This is a genomic window from Corallococcus sp. bb12-1, assembly GCF_026626765.1.
Classification (GTDB): Bacteria; Myxococcota; Myxococcia; order Myxococcales; family Myxococcaceae; genus Corallococcus; species Corallococcus terminator.
In genome coordinates, this window is the sequence record NZ_JAPNJZ010000015.1 from 1 (window position 1) to 23995 (window position 23995).

General features: G+C 71.0%; 20 protein-coding genes. 8 read left to right on the forward strand and 12 right to left on the reverse strand.

Annotation, left to right across the window (positions count from 1 at the left end; translation table 11 throughout):
• Positions 1–93: 93 nt before the first annotated feature.
• Positions 94–570, reverse strand: a complete 477-nt coding sequence (locus OV208_RS17280; protein WP_267574935.1) for a TlpA family protein disulfide reductase — start codon at positions 568–570, stop codon at positions 94–96.
• A gap of 571 nt (positions 571–1141) precedes the next feature.
• Between OV208_RS17280 and OV208_RS17285 the strand changes: the two genes are divergently transcribed.
• Both OV208_RS17285 and OV208_RS17290 read left to right on the forward strand, forming a co-directional pair.
• Positions 1142–1660: a hypothetical protein gene (locus OV208_RS17285; protein ID WP_267574936.1), complete on the forward strand. Its 519-nt coding sequence runs from the start codon at positions 1142–1144 to the stop codon at positions 1658–1660.
• Positions 1661–1669: 9 nt separating this feature from the next.
• Positions 1670–2137, forward strand: a complete 468-nt coding sequence (locus tag OV208_RS17290; protein ID WP_324291388.1) for an SMI1/KNR4 family protein — start codon at positions 1670–1672, stop codon at positions 2135–2137.
• A gap of 10 nt (positions 2138–2147) precedes the next feature.
• On the opposite strand, the gene OV208_RS17295 is transcribed toward OV208_RS17290, so the two are convergent.
• The 4 genes from OV208_RS17295 to OV208_RS17310 form a co-directional block, all read right to left on the reverse strand.
• Positions 2148–2666: an FmdE family protein gene (locus tag OV208_RS17295; RefSeq protein ID WP_267574938.1), complete on the reverse strand. Its 519-nt coding sequence runs from the start codon at positions 2664–2666 to the stop codon at positions 2148–2150.
• A gap of 69 nt (positions 2667–2735) precedes the next feature.
• Positions 2736–4283 (reverse strand): caspase family protein, encoded by a 1548-nt coding sequence (locus OV208_RS17300; protein WP_267574939.1) that lies wholly within the window; start codon positions 4281–4283, stop codon positions 2736–2738.
• A gap of 131 nt (positions 4284–4414) precedes the next feature.
• Entirely contained in the window at positions 4415–5140 is a 726-nt protein-coding gene (locus OV208_RS17305; protein WP_267574940.1) for a hypothetical protein, read from the reverse strand.
• Positions 5133–5648 carry a sigma-70 family RNA polymerase sigma factor gene (locus OV208_RS17310; RefSeq protein WP_267574941.1) on the reverse strand — a complete coding sequence of 172 codons (516 nt, stop codon included), beginning with the start codon at positions 5646–5648 and terminating at the stop codon, positions 5133–5135. Before OV208_RS17310 ends, OV208_RS17305 begins: the two co-directional genes overlap by 8 nt.
• A gap of 141 nt (positions 5649–5789) precedes the next feature.
• Here OV208_RS17310 and OV208_RS17315 point away from each other — a divergent pair, with 141 nt between their 5' ends.
• A complete protein-coding gene (locus tag OV208_RS17315) occupies positions 5790–6389 on the forward strand; it encodes a hypothetical protein (protein WP_267574942.1) in 600 nt (199 codons plus the stop codon).
• A gap of 13 nt (positions 6390–6402) precedes the next feature.
• Here the strand turns inward: OV208_RS17315 and OV208_RS17320 are convergent, their stop codons facing one another.
• From OV208_RS17320 to OV208_RS17330, 3 genes are all read right to left on the reverse strand, one after another.
• Complete coding sequence (locus OV208_RS17320; RefSeq protein WP_267574943.1) at positions 6403–7218, reverse strand: SAM-dependent methyltransferase; 816 nt, start codon at positions 7216–7218, stop codon at positions 6403–6405.
• 100 nt (positions 7219–7318) lie between these two features.
• The gene (locus OV208_RS17325) at positions 7319–8182 is read right to left on the reverse strand and encodes an ATP adenylyltransferase family protein (protein ID WP_267574944.1); all 864 of its coding nucleotides are present in this window, start codon (positions 8180–8182) and stop codon (positions 7319–7321) included.
• Between the two features lie 131 nt (positions 8183–8313).
• Positions 8314–9762 carry a hypothetical protein gene (locus tag OV208_RS17330; RefSeq protein ID WP_267574945.1) on the reverse strand — a complete coding sequence of 483 codons (1449 nt, stop codon included), beginning with the start codon at positions 9760–9762 and terminating at the stop codon, positions 8314–8316.
• Between the two features lie 99 nt (positions 9763–9861).
• Between OV208_RS17330 and OV208_RS17335 the strand changes: the two genes are divergently transcribed.
• From OV208_RS17335 to OV208_RS17345, 3 genes are all read left to right on the forward strand, one after another.
• Entirely contained in the window at positions 9862–11787 is a 1926-nt protein-coding gene (locus tag OV208_RS17335; RefSeq protein WP_267574946.1) for a DUF4365 domain-containing protein, read from the forward strand.
• A gap of 195 nt (positions 11788–11982) precedes the next feature.
• On the forward strand, positions 11983–12543 hold the full coding sequence (locus OV208_RS17340) for a DUF2378 family protein (protein ID WP_120542719.1): 561 nt from the start codon (positions 11983–11985) through the stop codon (positions 12541–12543).
• 141 nt (positions 12544–12684) lie between these two features.
• Positions 12685–13752, forward strand: a complete 1068-nt coding sequence (locus tag OV208_RS17345) for a hypothetical protein (RefSeq protein ID WP_267574947.1) — start codon at positions 12685–12687, stop codon at positions 13750–13752.
• Between the two features lie 13 nt (positions 13753–13765).
• Here OV208_RS17345 and OV208_RS17350 read toward each other — a convergent pair whose 3' ends face one another.
• Entirely contained in the window at positions 13766–16051 is a 2286-nt protein-coding gene (locus OV208_RS17350; protein WP_267574948.1) for a heavy metal translocating P-type ATPase, read from the reverse strand.
• 448 nt (positions 16052–16499) lie between these two features.
• On the opposite strand from OV208_RS17350, the gene OV208_RS17355 reads away from it, so the two are divergent.
• Positions 16500–18635, forward strand: coding sequence for an FUSC family protein (locus tag OV208_RS17355; RefSeq protein ID WP_267574949.1), 2136 nt, complete (start codon positions 16500–16502; stop codon positions 18633–18635).
• Here the strand turns inward: OV208_RS17355 and OV208_RS17360 are convergent.
• On the reverse strand, positions 18610–19728 hold the full coding sequence (locus tag OV208_RS17360; protein ID WP_267574950.1) for a hypothetical protein: 1119 nt from the start codon (positions 19726–19728) through the stop codon (positions 18610–18612). The genes OV208_RS17355 and OV208_RS17360 overlap by 26 nt on opposite strands.
• A 61-nt stretch (positions 19729–19789) precedes the next feature.
• Positions 19790–21127: a glycoside hydrolase family 2 TIM barrel-domain containing protein gene (locus OV208_RS17365; protein WP_267574951.1), complete on the reverse strand. Its 1338-nt coding sequence runs from the start codon at positions 21125–21127 to the stop codon at positions 19790–19792.
• 96 nt (positions 21128–21223) lie between these two features.
• Between OV208_RS17365 and OV208_RS17370 the strand changes: the two genes are divergently transcribed.
• Complete coding sequence (locus OV208_RS17370; RefSeq protein ID WP_324291389.1) at positions 21224–22891, forward strand: RluA family pseudouridine synthase; 1668 nt, start codon at positions 21224–21226, stop codon at positions 22889–22891.
• A gap of 11 nt (positions 22892–22902) precedes the next feature.
• Here OV208_RS17370 and OV208_RS17375 read toward each other — a convergent pair whose 3' ends face one another.
• Positions 22903–23808, reverse strand: coding sequence for an NADP-dependent oxidoreductase (locus OV208_RS17375; RefSeq protein WP_267574952.1), 906 nt, complete (start codon positions 23806–23808; stop codon positions 22903–22905).
• Positions 23809–23995: the final 187 nt, after the last annotated feature.

Consider the following 23995-nt stretch of genomic DNA (forward strand, 5'->3'; position numbering starts at 1 on the left):
CGCCTGTCGTCAGCACCAGGAGGACGGCCAGGAGTCGGAAGAGGGTCTGCATGCGCGCGAGGCTCTTTCTATATGAGCACCGGGCGGCCGGGGTCAACGCAGCGGGGCCGAAGCGGCAGGGTCCTGCCGTTCCTTCATCAACCGCTCCAGGAGGCGTCGCATCTCGGGGGCGTCCCACCTCCGAGGGCCCGTGAACCGGGCGACCAGGCGCCCCTCCACGACCAGGATGCTGGTGGGAAGGATTTCAGCGCCCAGGGCCTGCGTGGCCACTTCGCCCGCATCCAATCGCAGGTTGAGTTCCGGAGGCACGCGGCCGTCGAAGAAGCGGGACACTTCTTCCAGGGAGGCATCGCGGCCGAACGTCACGACGTGCAACCCCTGGGGCAGGTCGCGCGCCAGGGCCCGCAGCTCAGGGGCTTCCTGACGACAGGGAGGACACCACGCGGCCCAGAACACCAGGAGCTGGGCTCCGTCTGTCGGAACACCCGCGAGGGTCGGAGCCGGGCCGGACAACCGCACATAGGCCGGAGGGACCTCCTCCTTGCAGGCGCACAAGAGGAAGAGGGCCATGAGCAGGGGAAGACAGGCCTGCCTCACCTCACGCCGTCCGCAGCCTGTCCTCGCACCATCCATCCGGGGCATGGGCGAGGTGTAACCCTTCCGACGACCAGCGTCAGCCCCGTGTGAGGAGGAGCAGGCGGGCCCGCTCCCCGCGTGAAGGGCGCGGTGTTGGGTCAGACAAGCCGCGACACTGGTGGTGCGGATTCCGAAGTGCCCGTGCACGAGCGTCTCGATCCGCGCCGCCCCTCCCTCGGAATCGACCTTGATGGATGCGTATTCGTTCGGCCTTCCGAGGACGCGCTTTCCAAAGGCGCAGATGAAGGCCTTGCTGTGGCACATCGCCCGTGCACCACGCATGCAGCTCTGCATCCCAACACCTACCCTTGCTTCGTATTCCTCGGGAGGGCAGGCGCGCGAGGGGAGGGAGGATTCCCCTGCATGCCGGGTTGTGCTGTCATGGTTTGAGATGACTGCTGTACGCCACGTCGCAAGCGTCGCCCTCGCTCTCGCCCTTGCCAGCTGCGGCTCCGCCACCGTCGGCGCCGTCGGGCCCCCCGCATCCGCGAGGTGGGTAGGGCCCGTGGTCAACACCCCGGATGGCGGCCAGCTGCGCACCACCATCTACTACGGCCCCTGGCAGTGCAGCGCCGCACTCATGTCCAGGTGCGAGTCGAAGTGCGCGGTCCAGGGCCGTGCCCTCATGGGCTGCATGTGGTTGGCCGACTTCAAGGGGGACTGGCAGGGGCGATTCATGTTGCTCCCTGCGGAAGCTGGTGGGCGACTGGCCATCACGCACTGCTGCTGCGACTACCCGACGGTGCCAGACCTGAAGTGGCGGCGGGACACCTGGAACAACGCTCGCGATCGGTTCCGGGACGATTGGAGTGCCGAGCTTGGAACATGGCCCACGAGCAGTGGGAAGAACTGGGCGGGCCATCACGTCTTCGATCTGGCCCACGGTGGGGCACCCGTCGCCCGCGACAACGTGATTCCCGTGCCCTCGGACGTGCACGAGGCCTTTAACAAACAGTATCCTGCCTGTTACTCCGGAGGCGGGCAGTGGAGCACGCCGGGTCCAGCACGGCCCTACTCGGACTGAAACATGCCCATGAAGCATCTGTTGGCCGAGTTCTCCCGTCTCCACTTTCCCCGTCCACCCGCGACGCCCAGGCAGATTGCAGCCGTTGAAGCGCGCCTGGGTTGGGAGCTGGACCCAGACCTGCGTGACTTCTATCTGCACAGCGACGGAGGGACGCTCTTCAAGCCACTGCCCAACGCGAACTACTGCTTCCTCTCGCTGGACGAGATTGAACGGGCCCGGCTCGCCATCCGAGGGAGTGACGAAGACCAGGATGGAGCACCCTCGCAGTACACGTTGGTGGACCTGCAGGACACCAACTTCGTCATTCTGGACGTGGCCCAGCGCACCGACGAGCGCTACGCACTGCTGGATGCCTTCCACGAGACGTACCCAGAGGTGGAGCGGATAGCCTCCTCCTTCGGAGAGTTCCTGGAGAAGGCCCTGCGCAGCGGCGACCGCTACTTCTGGTTGAACGGCAGCCCCCCGGTGGATTGACCGGGAAGCCTCAGGGCCCCGGAGCGATGGCCTCGAAGACATCCGCGTCCGACAGGGTGAGGACCTCGCGGCCCGCCTCACCCAGCTTCTCGCGCGGCACGTCCTTGAAGCGCTGCACGAAGCTCGCGGACGGGCGCAGGGTGAGGGATTGGCCGGTGGTGCGGTTGCGGAACGTGGTCGCGACCGCCTCCGGCGTGGGCGTCGTCACCAGCGACAGGTTGAGCTTGCCCAGGCTCGCGCCCGTGGCCGCCGCCGCCCCGTCCGCGACGCAGGTGTATTGCACCAGCGCCGGGCTGTGGTGGACAACCTCCAGCTTGAAGCTGCCCCGTGGCAGGTCCAACTGACGGAGCGCGAAGTCGCCCATGCGATAGCCCGCCACCGCCCACGGTCCCGCGCCCCCGTGCACCAGGGCCACCCGCTCCAGCGCTCCAAGTTCGGCGGGCGGCGGCGAAGCAGCGGGACGAGAGCCCGCGCACCCCAGGGCGAAGCACAGCGTGGCGAAGAGCAGCGGGTGACGGCGCACGAACACGGGAGCCTCCAGCGGAAGATTCAGCAGGAGTCTTCTACCCGGAAGCGCGCGGAGACCGCGACCCTCGGGCTACAGCGCGAAACCCACCATCAGCGACGCGGAGGCCCGGGGCACCAGCGCCACGCCTGTATCCCTGCGCGCCACCACGCCTCCCGCCGACGCGATCAGCTGCATCGACACGCCGCTCCGCACGTCCAGCCTCACGCCTCCGGACACCAGCGCCAGCGGCTCCAGACCGAAGCGTGATTCATCGAAGGGAAGTCCGCCCTGGAAGACCGCCAGCGCCCCTGCCTCCAGCGCACCGGAGAACGTCCACGGACCGTGCTTCCACTGCGGTCCCGCGTTGAGCCGCAACTCCAGCTCCGTCTGCCGGAAGGCCACCCACTGGCTTGAACCCCGACGCACCGAGAGCCCCACACCCGACGCATCCAGCCCCCATCCCAGCCGGCCCTCGCGCTCCAGGCGCACGTCCAGGCCCGCGATGGAGGGAAGGCCCGCGACAATCCCAGACGTCAGGGATGGCCCCACCGCGAGCCACAGCGTTGACCCCGCCCCACCCTTGCGCGCGAGTCGCGACCGCGCGGCCTGTTCCAGGGGCGCGCCTCCCACGGAAGCACTGCCATTGATGGGCACCGTCACGGACCGCTCCAGGAAGCCCTCCTCCGCGCGCAGCAGCAACCGGTACGCGCCCGGCGCCACGGCGAGCGTCGTGGGGCCCTCGCCCTTCTCCAGCTCCGCCACCAGCGCGCCGCTTTCGGAGGAGAAGACCAGCCAGCGGCCCGGGGCCTTCACATCCAGCGTCAGCCGTCCCCGTGCCTGCTGGGGTTCGGAGAGGATGAGCTCTCCGCGTCCCCGCAGGTCCATCCGGAATGTCGGGCGCTGCAGTCCTCCCGCGGAGACGAGCGTGGACTCAAGCGTGCGCGCGTAGGCGTAGCGGTACGCCTCCTCCAGCGTGACGCGCCCATCTCGCGACGCATCCGCCGCGCCTCGCAGGCCCGCCGCCAGATGGTGCGTGAAATAGGAGCCCTGCAACGCGTCCGACTCCTGTGCGTATTCGTCCGCGCCCGAGGCGCTGATGACGACCCGTCCCTCCAGGTCCGCGGCCTCCATCGTGATGGGCGCGGCCACGGGCTTCAGGCCCTTCAGTCGCGTGGCGACACCGGAGCGGCACGAGTCCAGGATGAGCAGCCCCACGCCCACGGGCGCACTCTTGAGGAAGTCCACCAGCTCGCGCATTGGCAACTCGGTGCCGCGCAGGTGCAGGCGGCCGTCCCCCGCGTGCGAGGAGATGTAGAGCACCAGCCAGTCACGCGGCGAGGCCTCCGAGGACAACCGCGCCTGGAAGCGAGTCAGGGCCTCACGCAGCGTGGCGGCATCCGTACCCAGCAGCGTCACGGTGCGCTCCGGGGGCACCGTGCCCACCTCCTGGAGCACCTCGCGCATCCGCCGGGCGTCGGCCTCCGCGAAGCGCAACCGCTCCTCTCCCGACAGCCCCTGGTTCTCACCCACGATCAGCGCCCAGCGGCGCGGCGCCTCCTCCGCGCGGGCCTGGAGCGGGGCCAGGAACACGCAGAGGACGGAGAGCAACCCCGCCACCGCGGAGAGCCAGCGTGTCATCGGACGACTCGCGGAAGCCGGGCGCCAGGAGATGACCTGTTTCATGAAGCGACTCGCGAAACCGGGTACTTGCGAAGGACCTGCCTCAGGGAGCGATCCGCAGGACCGCGTGGGCCTGCGCTGAACCAACCTCATGGGGCGACTCGCAGGACCGCGTGGGCGCTCGCCTTCCCGAGCCCGTCGGGCGTCGCCGCGTCCAGCGGGCTCCTTCCCCTCGCCCGGGCCTCCGCGATGCGCGCGAGGAGCCCCGCCTTCGCCTCGTCCGCGAGCAGCGGCGTGTCCGAGAAGAACGCGTGCAACGCCACCGACCCCGGCGTCACCTCCAGCGGCGGCGGCAGCTTCACCTCCGCCCCGGGCTCGACGGCGCCACTGGTCCTTCCCCCCTGCGGCCAGAGCACATCCACCGCGCCCGCCTCATCCACCGCGAGCACCAGCACGTACCGGTGCGCACCCGTTCCCGCCGCCAGCGTCACGCGCTCGCCGGGCCTTGCGCTGGACACAGGCGCGCCGCCCTCCGACAAGAGCCGCAGCGCCACGCTCCCCTTCAGCCGCACGCCGTCCTCGGTACCCTTCGGCACGTAGACGACCAACACCAGCCCCACCGCCAGCGCGGCCACCAGCGGTCCGCCCCAGTGCCAGCTCCAACGCGCCCGCGCCGGCAGAGCCCGCTTCGCCTCCAGCTTCGCGAACACCGTCGCCGCCCGGGGCGCGCGCAGGCTCGACTCCCGCGCGAGCCGCAGCTCTTCCGCGACGGGTCCGCACGTCGCGCAGGACGCCACGTGCGCGCCCATGCGGCCCGTTGGGTCCAGGCCCGAAAGCCATTCATCCAATTCCAACCGCGAGAGATGTTCAGCCACGGCCCGCCTCCAGGTGTTCCCCCGGCAACCGCCCCAGCTCCGCGGCCTTCTTCCGGATGGACTCCAGGTCGCGGACGATGGTCTTTCGCGACACGTCCAGCATCTGGGCAATCTCCTCCTGCGTCAGCCCGTCGAAGAAGTGCAGCGTGGCCACCTCCAGTTCGCGCTCGCCCATCCGTCCCACCAGGTGGCGAATGAAGTCGGCGGCCTCCCACTGGCTGGGAGTGAGGGCCGCGGACTCCTCGCGCTCCGGGAGGGCCGGCTCTCGCAACTGGCGCGAGCGCAGCGCGTTGAGGCACAGGTTGGTGGTGACGCGGTACACGTACGTCATGGGACGGGCTTCCCGTCGGAACCGCGCGCCGGCCGTCAACATGCGCTCGAAGACCTCCTGCACGATGTCCCACGCATCGGCGTCACGGCCGAGCAACGCGAGCGCACGACGGTGCACCACGGGCGCGAAGCGCTCGTAGAGCTCCCTGAGCTCCTCCGCACCGAGCCCGCTCGCCATCCGCGTGTCCGACCTTCCTGTTCGTGCTTGTGACACCCGGGCCCGGTGGCCTGGGACATCGAATCCGCAACGGGGTGTGGGATACTAGTCGCGCCCCGGCGGCATGTCCCAGGCCACGCCCGTCGGGTGTCCCAACCGCACGTGAACCGACTCCTGCTCGCCATCCTGCCCGCCCTGCTCGGAGCGGGGTGCTTCGACCCGCTGTATGAAGACCTGGACCCCCTGGGCGAGGTGACGTGGGCCGTCTGCTGCGTCTCCGGCCAGGTGGACACGTGCCTCTGCGAGTCGTCCAACGGCTGCCCGGCCGCCTTCAAGGCCTGCGAGTCCGGCACCTGCGCGGAGTCGCTCAGCCAGGCCTGTGTCCCCTGCGACGGCTGCGGCAAGGACCCGGATGGCGGACCCGTGCCCAACGACGCGGGGTCCGTCTCCGATGGCGGCATCAACACCGATGCAGGCATCAGCACCGATGGCGGCATCACCACCGATGCAGGCACCAGCACCGATGCAGGCACCAGCACGGATGCAGGCACCAGCACGGACGCCGGCACCGACGGGGGAACGAGCAGTGACGCGGGCACCGTGGACGCGGGCCCGGAGGACCCCGTCATGGACTACGGTCCGTGCTGCAACCCGGCCACGCACAGGGTCACCACCTGCGCCTGCCCTGCCTCTGGCTGCGCTCACCCGCCGTTCACGCCCTGCGCATCAGGCAGGTGCGCCTTGGAGGACGAGCGCTGCTGAGGAGCGCCGCCGGCTACTTCTTCTCCAGGATGACGGCATAGAACTCGATGCCCACGCCCTCCCGGTCCTCCTCGGTGATGTGGCCCTCGGGCAGGCCCAGGAACTCACGCACCGTCAGGACACCACCGGGGCCGGGGGTCCACGGCTCGCAGAGCTTCAGGTATTCGGGCAGGGAGAACAGCTCGAAGGACTCGCCCATCTTCTGGAACATGCCCACGAACTGCTCCCACTGGGGCGTCGTCTTCGCGGGGTCCTTGGTCTCGAAGGTGGTGAAGATTTTCGAGCCCGGCGCGGCCCAGTCATACAGATCGCGGAAGAACTTCTGGTTCTCCTCCGCCTTGAGGAACACGGTGATGCCATTGGCGCCCAGGGCCACCTTGCGCTGGCCGCCCAGGAACTCGCGCACGTCCGGGCGCTCCAGGCACGCCTTCGCCTGACGGATGTCGCACTCCAGGTAGCGCACGCGCGGGTCCTCGCCCAGCAGCACGCGCGCCTGCGCCATCGTCAGCGGGTTGATGTCCGAATACAGCACCTTCACGTCCGGCGGCAGCACGCCGTGCACATGGTCGTTGGTGGGCAGGCCGGACGCGAAGTCCACCCAGTGCGTGAAGCCCTCCGACGACAGCCGCTTCGCCGCCACCTGGAGGCACGCGCGCAGCATCCGCACCCACTTCCGCGTCGCGGGCAGCAGCGAGAACATGAACTCCGCCGCCTGCCGGTCCGCATCGAAATGGTGCGTGCCGCCCAGCGTGTAGTCGTAGATCCGCGCCGCGTCGGGGACCTGGGGATTCACTCCCGGCACCCGGGCCAGTTCATTCACATCCATCATCGTCGCTTCCCTCGGTAGGGCCCCCCACCCCCGTCATCGCGACGCGGGGTGAAGCAACTGACACCCATTGTGCCGGTCCGCTCGCGCGGTTGCACATCCCCTACGGAAGCAGGCCCGTGACCTGGCGCAGCAATTCCAACGGCCCCAGCGCTGCGACGGCGTCGAACTGCTCCGGCGTGCGGACCAGCAGCGAGCCCGCGAACCCCAGCCCGTTGACGTTGACGCCCAGGTGCTCCGCGCGGCTCCGGGGCACGAGCATCATCCAGTCCCGGGTGACCAGCAGGTTGTACGGCGACGTGGCGCCCAGGCCGAGCGCCTCGCGCAGCAACCGGTACGCCGCCAGCATCCGGGCCCCCGGGGCCGGCGTCCCCCAGGGCCCCAGTCCCACCAGCAGGTGGAGGAAGGGCAGCGTCGCCGCCACCACCCCGCGGCCCGGTCCCGGCAACTCGGGGAGCAGCGCCTCCACCGGAGCCCGCAGCCCGTCAGGACCCAGCGGCGAAACGAGCTGCAGGTGCTTGTGCCGCTGGCTCGCGCCGGCGATCTCCCCGGCGTTGTAGAAGGCCAGCCCGTCCAGCCCCTCCAGGCACGTCGCGAGCGCGTCGAAGTCCCCGGCCGTCAGCAGCGCGTCCTGGAATTCAAAGTCGCGCGTCACCAGCAGCAGGTGGTGCTCCACGACGTTGAACTTGTTGAGCAGGCACACGTGCGCGGGCGCCACGTCCCCCAACACCAGGTCCGGCTCCGGTTGCGCGAACGGGTTGAACGGCGCCGCGCCGGTGGGCACCGGCCGGGGACGCTCCTTGAGCGCCACCCGTCCCAGCACGCGCACCTGGAACGTCGCGCCCGCGGCCATCACGGTGCGAGCCTCGGTGGCGATGGGCTGCAACGCCCCCGTCGCCAGGGCCTGCCGGGTCACCTCCAGCGTGCGCGGCCAGAGGGCTTCGGGCGTCAGCGGTGCGGCGTTCAAGGACGGGACTCCCGGTCGGGCGGAGGACAGCCCGCAGTCTTCACCGGCCACCGCCACCACCGTCAACCACCCCACCCCCTCCAGCCATGCCCCGGGAGGAACGCCGTCGTGGCGCGGGGAGTCCGGCCCCTTCAGCGCGGGGGGCGGAAGACGTACTGGTGCTCCTGGGATGCGCTGCCGGGCGGGTACAGCGCGTCCATGAAGGCGACGCTCGCGCTCTGGGTGATGAGCGCGTCCTGGAGGCTGTCGTAGAGCACCACGACCTTCGTGGGCTTCCCGGTCGGATCCACGTCCACGCGCACCTTGAGGTTGCCCTTGAGGTCCGGCTTTGACTGGAGGTGTTCCAGGTACAGCGCGACGAGCCCCAGCGACACCCGGTCGTAGATCTGCTCCACCGTGCCCTTCGCGGGCGTCGAGGGCAGGTGCAGCTTGCGGCTCAGCTCCGCGGTCTCCGCCACGGCCTCGGGCACCGGGCGCTCCGTGGCGGCGAGCGTCGCGCGGTACGCGGCCATGGCCTCCACGTAGCGCTCCTGCTTGAGGAACAGCCGCGCCCTGCGCACCTGGAGGTCCGCGCGGTTCGGCGCGAGCGCCACGGCCTGATCCAGCCGCGCCTCGGTGGCGGCAACGTCCGACTTGGCCTCGGCCAGCGTGGCCAGCCGCGACAGCGGCTCCGCGTCCTTCGGGGTCGCGGCGCTCAAGCGCACCAGGGCCTTCTCCTCGTCCTCGGGGCGCCCCAGCTCCGCGCTCAGCCGCACCCAGGAGGAGAGCACCACCGGCTCCGCGCCGCCGAGCGTCGCGTAGCGCTCCAGCATCTTCACCGCCTGCGCCTTGTCCCCCACGGCGAGCCACGCCTCCGCCTGTCGCCGGTGCGCCTCGCGGTCGTGCGGCTGGAGCGCGACGAGCAACGCGCCCGCCTCCGCGCCCGCCTTCGCATCGCCCGCCTCCGCGGCCAGCCGCGAGAGCACCTGGAGCGCCTCCGGCTGTTCCGGCCAGTCCTTCACCGAACGCACCAGGAGCGTCCGCGCCTCCACCGCCCCGCCCGGCCGGCCCGCGAGCAGCAGGCCCAGGTCGGTGCGGATGCGCGGGATGTCCAGCTTCGCCAGCGCCTCGCGCAGCCGCCCTTCGGCCTCCGCGGGCTTGCCTTCCGCCTGGAGGCGCAGGCCATCCGCCCAGAGCGCGGGCGCGAAGCCGGGCACGGCCTTGCGCGCGGTTTCCAGCGGCGCGCCCGCCTCCTGGAGCATCTTCCAGCGCACGTACACGAGCCCCATGCCCACGTGCGGCCAGGGGTTCTCCGGGTACAGCACCGCGAGCGCCTTGAACTCGCTGAAGCTCTCGTCGGAGGGCAGCGCGAGGAAGGCCCGGTACAGCCGGGGCATCGGATCCTTGGGCGCCTTCGCCTCCTGCGCCTCCAGCTCCCTGCGCAACGCGCTGGGCGACCCCTGCACGCGAGCGGTGTCCAGACGCTGGAGCATCGCCATCCCGTCCGCCGCGGAGGCAGGCACGGGCCTGGCGCCCAGGGCCGGGAGCGCGCACAGCACGGACAGCAACAGCAGCAGGTACGCCAGGGGACGGGACATCATCGGGGAGTCAGGATGACCGGACGCTACCAGATGACCCCATGGGGTGACCTCCCCCCGTTCGGACTACAGTCCCGACGTCCCTTCCCTCCGGGGTGCGAGATGCTGACCCGACCGAGAGCGCAGGTCCTTGAAACGCTGTCCCGGCGGGCCTTCCACGAAGCCCTGCCGTCCGACTGGAGAATCCAGGACCCGCACCGGGAGCACGGCCTGGATGCCCGGGTCCAACCCTTCGAGCACCGCAAGGCCCAGGGCCCCGCGTTCTTCGCCTCCATCGAGCCCACCGACGACGGCCAGGGGGATGACACGGGCGTGGCCGTCACCTTCCGGACCGAGCGGCTGCGCGAGTACCTGGACGCGGCGCATCCCGTGATGCTCGTCGGCTTCCATGCGCCCACGAACGGGTTGTTCTTCGCGTGGGTCCACCGCCTCGCGGCCTCGCACTCCGCCGAGGAGCGCATGCGGTGGGACTTCCAGAAGAACGTCCGCCTGCGCCTGGAGGACGCGCTCCGGACACGGGAGCCGGATGAACTCCTGGAGGAGGTGCGTGAATTCTTCGGGGTGCGAGAAGCCATGCCGCCCCCTGCCCCCGTGCGGGTGCGGCTGGAGTTGCCACCGGGCGACTTCTCCCAGGAGGTGCACGACTCGGTGGCCTCCTGGATGGACACCGCGCGCTCCCGGGTGCGCCTGGAGTCCGCGCAGGCGGAGGTCGTGCTGGACGTGGCGGCCGACTGGAGCTCCATCCGGCTTGAGTGTTCGGACCTGCGCCACGCCCTGCCCACGTCCCTGTCCCCGGAGCCGACGGCGGAGGAGGCCGCTGGCGTGGTGCGGCTCATCGCGTCCATGGCGCTCTCCATCGCGGGCCTCCGGCACGACGCGGCGGCGCTCCTGGTGGAAGCCCTCCGGGCCAGCGCCTGGCCCGAGAGCACCGTCGCCCGCCTCCTGCTTCAGCCCGTGGTGTGGAACGTGCTGTTCGCGACGGAGGATTTCCAGGACGTGCTCGGCGCGGCGGAGGTCCTCGCGGCCCGCGAGCTGATACCCCAGACGCTGCTCGCGGCCCGCGTGGGCCTGGAGGTCCTGCGAAGCCGCCCGGACGCCCGGCGGTCCGAGGCCCCCCAGCGCTACCGCGCGATGCTCGCGCTCCTCCTGGAGCGGACGAACGAGGCCGCCGCCCGAAGCGCCCTGCACGCGCACCTCGCCCACCACCTGCGCGTGTCCGGGCTCGGCCGGGAGGCGGTGCACCACCTGCGACTGGCGGCGATGAATGACCTGGGCCACCTGCAACGCGATGACTGGTGGAGCGGGATGGCGGGAGCCCTGCTCCTGCGGGGATGCGCCCGACAGGCCGTGGCCTGCTACGCGTACGCCGCGACGCTGACCGAGGATCGCCGCGTCACGGCGTTGCTCGCGGGAGCGTACTTCCGCCTGCGGAGGTTCGGCGAAGCCGAGCGCCTGTTCTCCCAGTGGTTCGACCGGAACCCGGAGCTGGAACCGCAGCGGGTGCTCGAACACTTCACCACGCCCCTGCTCGAGCAAACGTTCGGCAGCGGCCGACGTCAGGTGGGCCTCGCCTGGAGGCGCGCCGCCGAGGCCGCCGCCATCGAGGATCCCTGGCAACAGGTGGATGCGTTGCAGGAGGCGCTCCAGTTGGATCCCCTGTGCGAGCTCGCCTGGGCGCACTTCGCGCAGCTCAAGGCGGAGATGAACACGGAGATGGGAGGAAACTGGTGGCTGGCCCGGGCCGTGCTCACCGGACACCGCGATGTCACGGCCTGCTTCAAGGCCATGGAGTCGCTCAACCACGCCTCGGGGCAGGAAGCGGGACTGCTGCGGATCTCCATCCTCTGGCTCGCGCTGCGACACCACGGTGAGCGCTTCTACGAGGAGGCCGAACGCCATTTCACCTCGGACTCGGAAGGAGACCCTACCGGGGGCTATCTGGAGTACCTGCGCGGACTGGAGGAACCGGCCCGGACTTTCTTTCGTCACATGGAAGGGACCGACGACGGCCCACTCCCGGACGAGTGAAGACACGAAGCTCGTCTCCAGGCCTCAAAGCTCTGTCTTGTTTTACTTGAATTGTATCAACACGACCCGGGGTCGGTGCCACCCGGGATGTGGCGGGGGGAATGACCCTGGAGGGTGACACGAGGTTCTGGCGAAGGACGTCATCCGGCCTGGAGGGCTTGACCCGGACCGGGAGGGCTGGGAGGAATGGCCATCATGGCCTCCGCCGAGAAACTGGTGTTCCCGACCATCGTCGAAGGACTCTTCGTCCGGGGACTGTCCGGCAAGGTGTCCTTCACCCTCAAGGAGCAGCTGCGCAAGGAGGGGCTGGACCTGGACCGACCGCTGCAGCCGGCGTACTCGCTGGACACGTGGTCGCGCTGCGTGGCGCTGACCGCGAAGTCCCTGCACCCGGAGCAGCCGGAGCCGGTGGCGTGGCGGATGCTGGGCGAGCGGATGATTGACGGATACCGCGACACCATGGTGGGCCGGGCGCTCTTGGGCGTGCTGCGGCTCATCGGGCCCAAGCGGATGCTGCTGCGCACGCAGCACAGCTTCCGCACGGGCAACAACTACACCGAGGTCCGCATCACCGAACGCGGCGAGCGCGAAGCGGACCTGTGGCTCAACGAGCCCGGCCTGCTGCGCTACTTCAAGCAGGGCGTGATGCTGGCCACGGTGCGCGCGGCCAGCGGCCCCGCCACGCAGGTGGACGTCGTGCAGTACGACGACGACAGCGTCACCTACCGCGTGTCCTGGGGCGTGCCGGGTTCCTGAAGCACCCGGGGCCCCGGCGGATCCGCGCGCGATTCGCGGATCCGCGACCGGAGGCCCCTTGCTCGCACCGGGCTCCATCTGCCAGCGTGGAACGTCTGGGGGCGGTGCCGGGATCGCGCCCTTGAAGAGGGGGCTGCATCAATGCCGTCGAGCGAGCGCGCCAACCTGCCGCGCTGGAACGGTCAGCGGGGGTTCTTCGAAATCTGGTTCCTGGTGGTGCTCGACCCTGGCGGAGATCGCGCCTGGTGGTTGCGCTACACCTTGTTCACGCCGGCCCCGGGTTCGCCCGGAGAGCCGCGCGCGACGATGTGGGCCGCGGCGTTCGACTGCGCATCGTCCACGCGGCCCGCGGTGGCGCTCAAGTCCATCCACCCCGCCTCGGCCTTCAGCGCGCTGTCGCCGTCGGGGGTGCGCATCGGGGACTCGGAGTTCTCCCCCGGCAAGTGCCACGGCCAGGTGGCCTCCGGGGAGCACTCCATCGCATGGGACCTGCGCTTCACGCCGGAGGGCCGCACGCCGGTGCGCCGCGAGCCGCGCGGCACGGCGCTCCTGCCCCTGCCCACGCGCGTGACCCACGTGCACGACGACGTCACCTTCGAGGGCACGGTGACGGTGGACGGCGAGCGCTACGAGGTGAAGGGCGCGCCCGGCCTGCAGAAGCACCTGTGGGGCACCCGGCGGCTGGAGGAGCTGACGTGGCTGTACTGCCCGCGCTTCCGCGAGGACCCCGACGCGCGCCTGGAGGCGATGATCGTGCGCGCCCAGCGCAAGCCCGGCCACCCGAGGCTCGCGCCCATCTATCTGCGCACGGGCGACGCGGCACACACGTTCCATGAGATGCCCAACATGCTCTTCACGCGCGTGACCTCGCCCGCGCAGGGAGAGCTGGCCTTCAGCGCCACCTCCGCCACGGTGGCCATGAAGGGCCGCGCGTGGTGCGACCCGCGCACGCTGGTGGGCTACGCGTACCGCGACCCGACGGGCTGGGACGTGATGGTGGCCCAGAGCGACGTGGCCCGGTGCGAGCTGGAGCTCTTCTCCCGGCCCCACCCGTTCGCCGCGTGGCGTCCCACGAAGAAGCTCACCTCCACCGTGGGCGCCCTGGAGTTCCACGCGCCGGAAGCCATGCCGGGCGTGCGCTACATCCCGTGGGACGGCACCGCGCTCGCGCGCGAGGACGCGCCGGATCCGGTCCGCGAAACGGGCTGATGCAGCCTGGCGCTCAGGAGACCGCCTCGAAGAGCTCCTCCTCCTGGGCGAAGTGGAGCTGGAGGATGGCGCCCAGCCCATACAGGAGCCGGCGCAGCTCGCGCTGCTCCACGGCGTCCGGCCCCGCTTCGCCCAGGTCCACCACCCGGCGGTGATAGAGACGCCCCAGATGGGCGATCTCCCGGTGGGTGCGGCTCATGGTGCCCAGCGGATCCTCGCCCCCCAGCATCCGCGCCAGCTTGGGATACAGCTCGCTGTCGTCCCTGTGCTCGTGAGGCAACAGCCGCTCGCGCAGCAGCCCATCCAGCTCCACCAGCTCGGCGTGCTGCTCGCGTGCCCCCAGCGCATCCATCCGGTCCGCCAGGGACTGGACGCGCTCGAGCACCGGGCGCAGCTCCTGGTGTTCGGTCCTGAGGTGGCGCACCGTCTGCTCCGGCAGGCCGTGGCCCGCCGGAGACAGGCCTCCTCCGCCCAGGGCCCGCAGGGCATTGAGGATGACGGCCACGTCGATGCCCTCCTGCAGCACGGCCCCCGCCACCGGCCCCAGCAGGCCGACCGCCGCGAACCCCATGGCCACCAGGGACAGGCCCATGCCCACCGCGACGCTCTGCAGGGCGATGGAGCGAGCGCGGCGGGCCACGAGCATCGCCTCCACGAGCCGATCCAACCGGTCCACCAGCAGCACCACGTCCGCGGCCTCGGCCGAGGCCCCCGAACCTCTCGCCCCCATGGCGACGCCCACGTCCGCGGCCGCAAGCGCGGGCGCATCGTTGATGCCGTCCCCAACCATGACGGTGACGCCCGCGGCGCGTTCGGAGAGGACGGCCTGGACCTTCTCCTCTGGGCTGCGCTCGGAAAGCACGGCGTCCACGCCCAGGGCCGCGCCAAGGGTCTCCGCGACCTCCGCCCGATCTCCGCTCACCATCACGGTCCGCCGCACGCCGGCCCGGCTCAACAGGCGCAGCGCCCTGGGCGCCTCGGGACGGATTTCATCCGCCAGCAGCAGCGCTCCCGCCAACCGGCCATCAATGGAGACGAACACGCCGGAACAGCCCTCGTAGCCCATGCGTCGCAGCACCCCGCGCGTCCAGCGCGTGAGCGCTTCCGGGCCCCCCACCCATGCGGGCGAGCCGAGCCGCAGCCGGTGTCCCTCCACCTCACCGAGCATGCCGGCCCCGGGCTGCTCCTGCGCCCCGGTGGGCAAGCAGAGGGCGAGCCCCCGCTCCCGCGCGGCGGAGACGATGGCGCTGGCGATGACGTGCTGGGACGCCTGCTCCAGCGAAGCGCTCAGCCGCAACAGCGCCTCGGGCTCCTGGGTGCCCTGGGTTTCGATGGCCGTGAGCCGGGCCTGTCCCGAGGTGAGGGTACCCGTCTTGTCGAACAGCAACGTCCGCGCGCGGGCGAGCGTCTCCAGGGCCGCGCCATCCTTGATGAGCACCCCGCGGCGGGCCGCGCGGGAGATGCCGGACACGATGGCCACGGGAGCGGCGAGGATGAGGGGGCACGGCGTGGCCACCACGAGGACGGAGAGCGCGCGCACCGGGTCACCGGACAGCAACCAGGCCCCGCCGGCCAGGGCCAGGGTGAACGGGACGAAGAGCAGCGCGTAGCGGTCGGCGATGCGGACAAAGGGCGCCTTGGAGGCCTGTGCGGACCGCACCAGTCGCACCACGCCCGCATAGGTGCTCTCATCCGCCGAGCAGAGCGCGCGCAGTTCGAAAGGCGGGCCCGCGTTCACGGGGCCGCTTCGCACCCGCTGCCCACGGGGATGGGCCACGGGAAGCGCCTCGCCCGTGAGCGCCGACTCGTCCAGCACCGCCTCGGCGGAGGCCACGAGGCCATCCACCGGCACCACGTCGCCCGCCTTGATGAAGAGCAGGTCGCCGGGCCGAAGGGCCTCCACGGGCACCTGCACGAGCCCGCCCTCTTCATATCGGGTGGCCACCTTGGGAGCGCGTCCGAGCAGCGCGGACAGCTCGCGACCCGCGCGAGCGCGCGCATAGCCCTCCAGGGCCCCACCGCTCGAATACATGAGGGCGATTATGGCACCCGCCAGGTACTGCCCGAGCCCCAGCGCCCCACCCATCGCGAGCAGGGCGACGACGTCCACCCCGGTCGTGCCGCGGCGCAGGGCCTGGAGGATGGATGCCGCCACGACGATCATCACGGGCACGGCACCCGCGGCCCAGGCGAAGTCCGCGACCCGGGAGGCGCCGAGAAACCACGCGACGCCGCCCACCAGCAGACCCACCGCGGACACGACCAGCAACCCGACGCTCTGGAGCCAGGAGGACCTCATGTGCTGCGTCGCCTCTTCTCCGGGCACCGTCGCGCGCCCTCTCAAAAATAGTCTTCCCGGAAGGGAGATCCCTGCGGGTGGCCAGGCCAGGGCGAAGCGCCCGCTCGCAGCGCCAGGGAGTGGCGCTCCCACCTCCGGCTGCGTCCGGACAAGGAGCCCTCCGCCGCCCGACAGCCCTCGACGTCCCCCCACCGGACGGCGGTGCCCGGTCGCGCGCGACATCCGATTCATGCCCCCCTTGGAAGGACCCGAGTCGCGCCGCAGGGGAAAGAGGAGACACAGGTAGGGCTCACGTCCTGCCCCGCTCCAGCGCCTGGGGAGGGAGGAACTTGCGGCCACGGGCCCGCGATGCCGTCCGGACAGGAGGGGTGGAGCCTGCGTCCGCATGTGGCGGGAAACGTCCGTGGCCACCCTCTGGGGTGACGGCCCGCCGGTCCCCTGACACCCCATGCACCGACTGCTGCGACACCTCCGGACGCTCTTCCGAGTGGAGCCGGGAAGACCGGCGCTGTGGGCGGGGCTGCGCGCCGCCATCGCCACGTCGGTGCCCCTGTGCCTCGCCTTCCTGCTCGGCGTGCCCCAGGCCGGCTGGGCGGGCCTCACGGGCCTGCTCGTCACGCTCGCGGACAAGGGCGGCTCCTACAACTCGCGCGCGCGCATCATGGGCATGGTGACGGCGCTGGGGACGCTGGTCGGCATGCTCGCCGCGCCCGCGGGCCAGACGTACTGGGTGGACGCCACCCTGCTGTTGCTGGGCGTCACGGCGGCCAGCTTCGCGCGCTGCTACGGCGACACGGCCGGGGCGGTGGGAGGCCAGCTCGCCGTCATCTTCGTGGTGTCGCTGGGCGCGCCCGCCACCACCCTCCACGAGGCGGTCGCGCGCGGGGGGGGCCTGCTGCTCGGCGGCCTGTGGGCGATGACGCTGTCGCTCATCCTGTGGCCCCTGCGTCCCTACCGGCCCGCGCGCCACGCGGTGGCCCGCATATACGCGGCGCTTGAGACCGCGGCGGAGGAGCTGGGCACGGCGACGACGGACGGGGCCACGGCGGAAGCGTGGGCCGCGGGCCTGAGTCGCCATGCGGGGATCCGCCCGACCATCGAGCGGGCCCGGGGCGTGCTCGCGGCGACGCGGCGCGGACGTCCGGACGAGTCCCGTCGCGGCGAGCACCTGCTGGTGTTGGTGGAGCTGGCGGAGCCCATGGTGGCGCTGCTCAGCGCGCTCGCGGAGGCGATGCAGGTGGTGGGGCGCGACCCGCACCTGTACGCCACGAGGGAGCGCGTGGCGCGGTTGTGCGAAGCGTACTCCGCCATGGCCGGGTGGGTGGCGCGGGCCCTGCGCCAGGAGCGCAACGAGGGCATGCAAGCCCCGCCCCGGCTGGCGCTGCGTCCGAAGCGGAGGCAGCCCGCGAGGATGTCCGCGCCGCCCGTGCGACGGGGCGCGGAGGGACCGCTGTCCGCGCACGTCTCCACGCTGCTGGACCGGCTGCGCGAGTACGCAGGGGTGGCGCATGAAACCGCCTCCGGGTTGCTCTTCGGGGACCCGGTGTCCGCCAAGGGCAAGGGCTCCGTGGGGGGGCCGCAGGAAACCCCTGGCGTCTCACCGTGGCAGCCGTTGCGCGACAACCTCCACCTGGACTCCCTGGTGCTGCGGCATGCCCTGCGCACGGGGATGGTGGCGACGGCGGCGCTGGGGCTGACCCGGGCGTTGCAGGTGGGCGACGCGCACTGGGTGAGCCTCACGGTCATCTCCATCCTCCAGCCCTACGCGGGCAGCACGGAGGAGCGCGTGCTCCAGCGCACGATGGGGACGCTGGTGGGCGCGAGCCTGGCGGCCCTCATCGCGACCACCGTGCACACGCCCGGGACGATGATCCTGGTCATCAGCCTCCTGACGGCCATCTCCGTGGCGTTGCTGCCGCTGAACTTCGGGGCGTTCCAGATCCTGCTCACGCCGGACTACCTGCTGATGGCGACGCTCAGCTCCGGGGACTGGACGGTCGCTTCGCAGCGCTCGCTGGGGGTGCTCATCGCGGGGGCGCTCGCGCTCTTGGGGTCATGGACGCTGTGGCCCAGTCCGGAGCGGCGCAGGTTCCCGGACGCGGCGGCCTCCGCGTTGCGCGCGGACGGGAAGTATCTGCAACAGCTTGCCCAGCACCGCAGCGGCACGGAGCCGGAGGTGAACGAGGAGCGGCGCCGGTTGGATCAGGCCCTGCTGGAGGCGGAGTCCTCCTTCCAGCGGCTGATGACGGAATACCGGGGCCCCCCGCAGCACCTGGAGCCCGGCATGGCGCTGCTCACCTACGCGAGGCGCTTCGCGCTGGCGGTGACGGCGCTGGGCACTGGGAGGTTCGAAGGACGCACGTCGGTGTTGCCGCAGCAGCTCGCGCAAAGGGCCAGTGACAGTCTGGAATTGCTCGCCCGCGCGCTCCAGGAGCGGCGGGAGCCGCCGCCCCTGCCGCCGCTCTCCCTGCCGCGCACCAGTGACGACCCGGTGCTGGGAGCCCTGCTGGAGCGGGTGCCCCGGCAGCTCGGCATCCTGCACGGCGCGGTGTCGCGGATCAGCGAGGACCCGACCCTGCGCTGACGTCCGGAGCTTCCGCGGCGGGGGGCGCGGCACACGCGGTCTGGTAGTCCTTGAGCTTGCGTTGGAAGCGTTCTTGTTCCGGCTGGGGCCACGCGTTCGGCATCAACCCCACCGCGCGCTCCTGCACCTTCAACGCTTCCGGGCATTGCCCCAGCCCGAAGTACGCGGCGGCGGCGGTCTCCAGCACGTAGGGATTGGCCTGCTCGCGACGCATGGAGGGGCGCACCGTGATCAGTGCCGCCGCGTACTGACCGGCCTGCACCTGCTGCCAGGCCACCTCCGTCGCGGCCCACCAGGAGCCGGGCAAGAGGGAATGGGCGCGTGCCAGCGCCTGGGAATACGACCGCTCCTCGGGTGACTGCACCGCCAGCCACTGGGCGAGGGCCATCCAGGCGGAGGCGCTCTGCGGATACTGGGACACCCGCTGTCGCGCCCACGCCAGCTCATTCTCCCTCGTCAGCGCCCTGTTCGGAGGAGTGAAGCGAAAGTGGAACGTGTAGGGGATGCTCAACGGATGGCCTGCCAGGGTCGGCGGGCGATAGAGGGAGGCGTACAGCTCATCGAGGACACGCTGGGTGCCTTCCACCGGGCCCCCCTCGATGACCTTGCAGTCGCGGACCCGTCCATCCGTATCGAACCGACACTGGAAGATGAGGAGCGAGAACATTCCGCGCTCGACCAGCGTTCTCGGGTGTGGCGAGACGAACCGCCCTCCCGAAATGAGCTCCGGACGACCGAGTGAGTCGTGCAGGAACGCGCAGGACGCCTGAAGACCTGCTTCGCAGGCGGCGGAGAGGTCGCCCAGGGCGCGCTGGACCTCCTCCTGCGAGGGGGTGCCCTTCAGGAGCTGGACCGCTTCAGCGAAGCCCCCCGGGGCCTGCTCTGGCTCCAGTTCGACCGGGGGTTTGCCCACCGACGCATCCGCGAGGAGCGCGGAGACGTCCCACGAATCCTTCCGTGGAGAGGCATCTCTCAGCACCACATCCATGGCCAGTAACAGATGGCCATGACTCGCGGGCAGGAACGGGATGGCGCCATGACGACAGCCCGTCGAAACAACAAGCAGGGAGAGGAGGCACAAACCCAGGCGCATGGACCCGCATCCTAGAGCACGGTGTGCTGGAACGAGCTGGTCTCCTTGCTCGTCCGGAGCCTTACGGAGAGGCTGGCGCCACCACCGCCACGGGTGCGACCGAGGTCGTCGCGGCCACCAGGTTCCCGGCCCCATCCTTCGCCAACCCATACAGCTTGAACGCCCCCGTCACGGCCGGCAGGCGCACGCGCCACGTGCCCGGCGCAACCCCCTTCCGGGACTCCAGCGCCGTCACCCCATCCCGCTCCGCGCGAGTGGCCGCGTTCCGGAAGTTGTACGCGAACGACACGTCCAGCGGCGTCCCCGGCGGAGCGGTGACCTCGAAGTCCACGAGCGCCCAGGTGGCCGCGCCGTCCTTCTCCACGCTCCGGACGGACAGTCGCACCGGCACGGGCAGCGCGGGCTCCGGCTTCTTGCCCGTGTACGCCTCCCGCACCGCGTGCCACGTCGGCCGGGTGGAATTCCCCGACAACAAACCCAGCCACATGCCAGTGTGGTCGAACGATGCGCTGTAGTTGAAGACAAACAACCCCAGACACCGGCCCGCCTGCACCTGGGGCCCCAGCGCGTTGCGCCAGCCGTCCACGATGACGTCGTACTTCTCCCCGTCCCCGGGCTCCACCTTCAGTCCCTGCGCGTCCTTCGGCGCCTCCCATTCCCCCTGGGCGCCAAACTCGGTGATGAACCACGGCTTGCGTCCGCCCGCCTGTTTCACGGCGTCGGGCAGCGCATGGATGCCCCGGCCATAGACATTCAACCCATAGGCATCCAGCGAGGGCACATACTTCTCCCAGAACGGCACCCCGAGCGTCCACGCATCCACCGACAGCACCGGGTGCCCGGCATCCGCCTTCTTCACCGCTCGGACGACCTTCTCCAGGAAGCGCGCGTAGGCGACCTTCGATGCGTCATCCGGTGAATTGAGGATGACCTCGTTGCCCAGGCCCCAGGCGAGCACCGCCGGGTGGTCCTTGAAGCGACGCACCTGCTTCAACGTGGCCTGGAGCTGCGCCTCGCGGCCCTTCGCGTCGCGGACGTAGTCGAAGGCGTCATCGTTCTCCATGCCGGGGCGGCCCGGCCGCAACCACAGCCCCACCATCACCCGAAGGCCATGCTTGTGCGCGGCATCGAGCAGCGCGGGCGTCTCCTCGCCGGTGCCCCAGGTGCGCAGCGTGTTCACGCCCAGGGCGCTCAGTCGTTCGCAGTCATGGTCGAAGTTCGCGGGGCCACCAGAGCCACTGAAGGTGACGCCCTTCGCCACATAGGGCTGGCCGTCCACCTCCATCCTCCAGCCCTCCCCCGCCTTCACGATGGCGGTGCGGGCTTCCACCTCCCAGGCCGGGAAGAGGAGCGCGGTCAGGAGCAGGACGCCGACAGCGACAGGACGGGCAGTGGCCATGGGGCTGGCAGTCTAGCTGGAGGCCTGAGCGCGCACCGTCCGGGCCCCGCCGCTTCGTACGGTTTCGTGCTAGCCCCGGGGGTCGTGGATCCGCTCGTGACCCTCCTCGAACCGGCCCCCCGGCCCGAAGACGTGCCCGGTACCTTCCCCAGCCCCTTCGACGCACTGGGGCCGCACGCCCTCGCGCGCCGCGCCGCCGAATCGATGCAGGCCACGCTGCGCGAAGGCGTCATCGCCCCGGGGCTCTCCAGTCGCATCCTGGAAGGACTGGACGGCGGGAAGATGTTCGGCGTGCTGGTGGTGCGCCAGCGGGATGGACGTCTGGGCGTGCTGCGCGCCTTCTCCGCGATGCTCGCGGGACGCTGGGACGTGCCGGGCTTCGTGCCCCCGCTGTTCGACCGCGAGACCCGTGCCCGGGTGGAGCCCCTGGCCGAAACCACCGTGAAGGCCCTGCTCGCGCGCGCCGAAGCGTGGAGCACTTCCGAAGAGCTGCTGCGCCTGCGAGCGGACGACGATGCCCGTCAGGCCCGCGAAGCCACGGAGCGCGAGGCCCTGCGCCAGCGCCACGAGGACCGCCGCCGCCAGCGCCACGCCCGCCGCGCGGAGATCCTCGCCACGACGGACTTCACCGAGGCCACCCGCGCGGAGGCACTGCACGCGCTCGACCAGGAGAGCCGGGGCGACAAGGCGGAGAAGCGGCGGTGGGACGCGGCCCAGGAACAGACGCGGCACGATCTGGCCCCCCGCCGAGCGAAGGCCGAGCGCCGGCTCCGGGCCCTGGACCGGCTGCGGCGCATCGTCTCGCGCGGTTTCATGAAGCAGCTTCACGATACCTACGCCGTCACCAATGCCCAAGGTGAGACGCGCCCCCTGCGCACGCTGTACGCCGACGCGGAGCCACCCTCCGGCGCGGGGGACTGCGCGGGAGCGAAGCTGCTCGCCCATGCGTTCGCGCACGGACTCCAACCGGTGGCGCTCGCGGAGTTCTGGTGGGGCACGCCGCCCGCGTCCGGAGGTCGCATCCAGGGCGCCTTCTATCCGGCGTGCCGCGACAAGTGCGGTCCCCTGCTGCCGTTCATGCTGGAGGGACTGGAGGTCTCCGAGCCCCGGCTCTTCGTCCCGCCGCCCGCGCCCACGCCGGACCTGGCCATCGTCTTCGAGGACGCCTGGCTGGTCATCATCGACAAGCCGTGCGGCCTGTTGTCGGTGCCGGGCCGGGACGCGGCGCTGACGGACTCCGTGCTCACGCGTCTTCGCGCACGCCATCCGCACGCCACGGGGCCGCTGCTCGTGCACCGGTTGGACCTGGACACGTCCGGGTTGCTCGTCGCGGCGCTGGATGCGCGTACGCACTCCGCGCTGCAACGCCAGTTCCTCCACCGCGACGTGGACAAGCAGTACGTGGCGCTCATCGACGGGCCGGTGCGGGAGGAGTCGGGCAGCATCACCCTTCCCCTGCGCGTCGACCTGGACGACCGGCCCCGACAGATTGTCGACCCCGTGCACGGCAAGCCCGCGGTCACCGATTGGAAGGTGCTGCACCGCGAAGCCGGACGCACGCGCGTGGCCTTCCACCCGCGCACCGGGCGCACGCACCAGCTCCGCGTCCACGCGGCGCACCCTCAGGGACTGGGTGCGCCCATCGTGGGGGATCCCCTGTACGGGCATGCCGACCGCCGCCTGTTCCTGCACGCGGAAGTCCTCTCCTTCGTGCACCCGGCGACGGGGCAGCGCGTGTCCTTCACCCGCGCCGCCCCGTTCTGAACCACCGGCCGTCAGTTGATGAGCAGCACCTTGCCCACGCCGCCTTCCTCCGCGAGCTTCTGGGCCTCCTTCGCATCGCTCATCGGGAACGAGCGGCTGATGGGGATGACCAGCTCCCCCTTCGCCACGCTCACCCCCAGTTGCTCCAGCCGGCGCCCGTCCACGTGCGACATGAAGGTGCGCACCATGAGACCCTTCTCCTTGGCGCCCTTCGGCTCGCCCACCACGCTGCCCACGACGCCGCCGTGCTTCACCTTGCCCAGCACCGCGGCCACGGCCTCACCGCCCACCGTGTCCGCCACCGCGTCCAGCGTGGGCAGCTTCGCCACGTCCTTCGGATCATCAAGCGCGACGACGCCATCCACGCCCAGCGTCTTGGCCTCCACCAGTTGCTTGCGCCGCACGCCGGCCCAGATCTTCACGCCCCGCGCGCGCGCCGCGAAGATGGCCGCGCGGCCCACCGCGCCCAGCGCGCCGGTGATGAGCAGCGTTTCACCCTGATTCGGTTGCACCTGCTCTTCAATCAGTTGCACGCCCGTCAGCGTCACCAGCGGCAGCGCGGCGGCATCCCGCAGGTCCATGGACTCGGGCACCTTCGCCCAGGCCTCCGTGGGCGCGACGACCGTCTCCGCGTAGCCGGCGTTCACCAGCCCCATCACCCGGTCACCGGGCTCGAAGGCCTCCACGCCAGTGCCCACCTCGATGACCTCGCCGGACACGTCGCGGCCCAGGATGGCGGGGAGCTTCAGCGGCATCATCGCCTTCATGTCACCGCGTCGGATCTTCCAGTCCACCGGGTTGATGCTCGCGGCGGTGACGCGGACCTTCACCTCGCCAGGGCCCACCTTCGGCTCGGGCATGTCCTGCACGGCGAGCTTGTCCACATCCCCATAGTCCTTCAGAACGACGGCTTTCATGTGGGCCTCCGGAAGTCAGGCGCGGGAAGGAGCTCCAGCGACGGGCCAACGGTAAGCACCGGTGCTGGGGGTGCCATCGTCGTCGAGCGGTCGTCCTGCTCCCCTGCTTCCCGGAAGCGTGTCGGGACAGCCTTCAGCAGGCGGTGCTCGCGGGAGCGGAGAGCACCCGATGCCGACCTTCCTCAAG